Source organism: Microbacterium sp. UBA3394 (assembly GCF_002358725.1).
Taxonomy (GTDB): Bacteria; Actinomycetota; Actinomycetes; order Actinomycetales; family Microbacteriaceae; genus Microbacterium; species Microbacterium luteum.
This window is the reverse complement of the sequence record NZ_DEPK01000181.1, coordinates 1-2782: the sequence shown is the minus strand read 5'-3', so window position 1 is coordinate 2782 and position 2782 is coordinate 1. Positions and strand designations below refer to the sequence as shown.

Here is a 2782-nt window from a genome sequence, read left to right as displayed (position 1 = left end):
AGCGAGCCGCGGCCGTCGGGGGCTCCTCGTCCACGCGGCGAGGTCGGGGTCTGATGGCCGGACTGATCCGTCAGGCGGACGTCGACGAGGTGAAGGCGCGTACCAACATCGCCGACATCATCGGCGAGCGCGTCGCCCTCAAGCCCGCGGGCGTCGGATCCATGAAGGGGCTCTGTCCGTTCCACGACGAGCGCAGCCCGAGTTTCAACGTGCGGCCCCAAGTCGGCTTCTATCACTGCTTCGGATGCGGTGAGTCCGGTGACGTGTACACGTTCCTCCGTCGCATGGACCACCTGAGCTTCTCGGAGGCGGTCGAGCGTCTCGCCGCGCGCATCGGCTACGCGCTGCACTACGAGGACGGCGGTGCGGCGCCGCAGAACAGCGGGCGCGCGCGCCTATACGAGGCGAACGCAGCGGCGGCGGAGTACTTCCGCGCGCAGCTGGCGACACCGGATGCCGATGCCGGGCGCCGATTCCTGGGCGAGCGCGGGTTCGACGCCGGTGCTGCGGCGCACTTCGGCGTGGGGTATGCGCCGCGCGGCTGGTCGGGGATGCTCGACGCGCTCGGTGCGCGCGGGTTCCGTCGGGAGGAGCTGCTGGCCGCCGGTCTCGTCTCCCAGGGGCAGCGCGGGGTGTACGACCGATTCCGCGGTCGCCTGGTGTGGCCCATCCGCGACGTCACCGGGCAGACGATCGGTTTCGGCGCCCGGCGCCTGTACGACGACGACAACGGGCCGAAGTACCTCAACACACCCGAGACGCCGATCTATCGCAAGGCGCAGGTGCTGTACGGGCTGGACCTGGCCAAGCGGGACATCTCCCGGGATCACCGCGTGGTGGTCGTCGAGGGCTACACCGATGTCATGGCCTGTCACCTCGCGGGGGTGACCACCGCCGTCGCCACGTGCGGCACGGCTTTCGGGGCCGATCACATCACGGTCCTCAGGCGCGTGATGGGAGACGACTCGCAGGCCGGCGAGGTCGTGTTCACCTTCGACCCGGACGCCGCCGGGCAGAAAGCCGCGCTCCGCGCGTTCGCCGATGCCAAGCGCTTCAATGCACAGACCTATGTGGCCACGGGCCCGCAGGGACTGGACCCGTGCGACCTGCGTCTCCACCGCGGCGACGGCGCGGTCCGCGGTCTCGTCGAGTCGAAGTCGCCCATGGTCGAGTTCGTCCTGGACCAGCGGATCGCCGCCTACGATCTCGCGTCCGTGGAGGGTCGGATCGGGGCCCTGCGGTCCGCGGCGCCGGTCGTCGCCGACCTGCGCGATCCGCTCATCCAGCCGGAGTACATCCGCGTGCTCGCTCGTCGCCTCGGAATGGACACCGAGGATGTCCGACGCGAGGTCGAGCGTGCCGGCCGACGCGAACCGGAGGACCGTCGTCGCATGAGCGCTGCGCCCGCGGCGCGGCCGGACGATGACGGGTCCGCCCCGGTGCCGCGCGCGACCGTCGCGCAGCTCCCGCGCACGCCGGATGCCGCCCTCGAGCGGGATGCCCTGATGGGATTCCTCCAGTTCGGTCATCGCCTCGACACCGCCCTGCTGGCGCGTGCCGTCGACCAGCCATTCCGCACTCCCGCGCTCGAGGCGGTTCGTCAGGTCGTGGCGCAGACGGCCGACGTGACCCGGCCCGGCTGGTCTGTCGAGGCGATCGATCAGGTGCGCGAGCCGTACCGCTCGCTCGCCTCGGAGCTACTGACCATGCCGTTCCCGGCATCGACGGTCGAGAGCGCGGAGGCGTCGACCGCGGATCTCGCGCGGCGCCTCGTGCGACGCGGACTCCAGACCGAGAAGACGGAGCTTCTCGGAGCGATCCAGCGGGTGCCGGCCGACAGCGAGCAGGGACGACGTATCCGACTGCGATTGCGTGAGCTCGACGTCGAGCGCCAGCGGCTCGACGCCGACGACTGACGCACGCGCTGGTGATCGGTGCGCGGACACGGCAGGATGTCGGTATGGCGTCGCGGATCGAAGAAGCGGACGTGGCCGTCCGGGCCGATGATCTCTCGATCTCCCGGGCGGGTCGCGGTGCACCGGACGAGCGTGTCGTGGACGGGCTGTCGTTCACGTTGCCATACGCGCATGCGCTCACGATCATGGGCCCGACCGGTGCCGGCAAGTCGAGCCTCCTCGCGGTCATCGCCGGCGCCGGTGAGTCCGGCCTCGCGGTCGTCGGGGGCGACGCGCGCGTGCACGGCATCCGGGTCCGACGTCCGGGGCGGGCGCTGCGTCGGCTGACGTATCTCACGGGCTACCTGCCGCAGTCCGCCGGCGCGAAGCTGCCGTCCCGCTTCACCGTTTCGGAACTGATCGGCCAGCCCATCACATCGCGTGACAAGAACGTCAACGCCCGCGCGCTGGCCGTCCGGGTCGCGGGGCTGCTCGACGAGATGCAGCTCCCGCTGGGCGCGGCCGCGAAGTATCCGTACGAGCTGAGCGCGGGCATGCGCCAGCGGGTCGCGTTCGCGCAGGCGCTCATCCTCGATCCGAAGCTCCTCGTCGCCGATGAGCCGTTCGCCAATCTCGACGTCGAGGTGCGGGCGGCGGCCCTCGCAGCGGTGCTGCGACGCCGTGACGAGTACGGCATGGCCGCGCTGGTCGGCACCAACGACCGCGACGTCGTGCGCGGGCTCGAGGCTGATGTGATCGTCATGCGGTCCGGGCATGCGATCGCCGCCGGCCGGGGAGCGGATGACCTGCTCTGGACGCCGAGCGGCGACGCGGATCACCGACTGGTGGCCGCCGCGAAGCCCTCCGACTGATTTCCTCCCGTCGGG

General features: G+C 71.1%; 2 protein-coding genes. Both read left to right on the top strand.

All coding sequences use genetic code 11. The features are described 5' to 3' along the window. Positions 1–53: 53 nt before the first annotated feature. Positions 54–1916 carry a DNA primase gene (dnaG, locus tag B4E30_RS10785; protein ID WP_286795295.1) on the top strand — a complete coding sequence of 621 codons (1863 nt, stop codon included), beginning with the start codon at positions 54–56 and terminating at the stop codon, positions 1914–1916. A 71-nt stretch (positions 1917–1987) separates the two neighbouring features. Next, entirely contained in the window at positions 1988–2767 is a 780-nt protein-coding gene (locus B4E30_RS10780) for an ATP-binding cassette domain-containing protein (RefSeq protein ID WP_414683210.1), read from the top strand. Positions 2768–2782 lie beyond the last annotated feature (15 nt).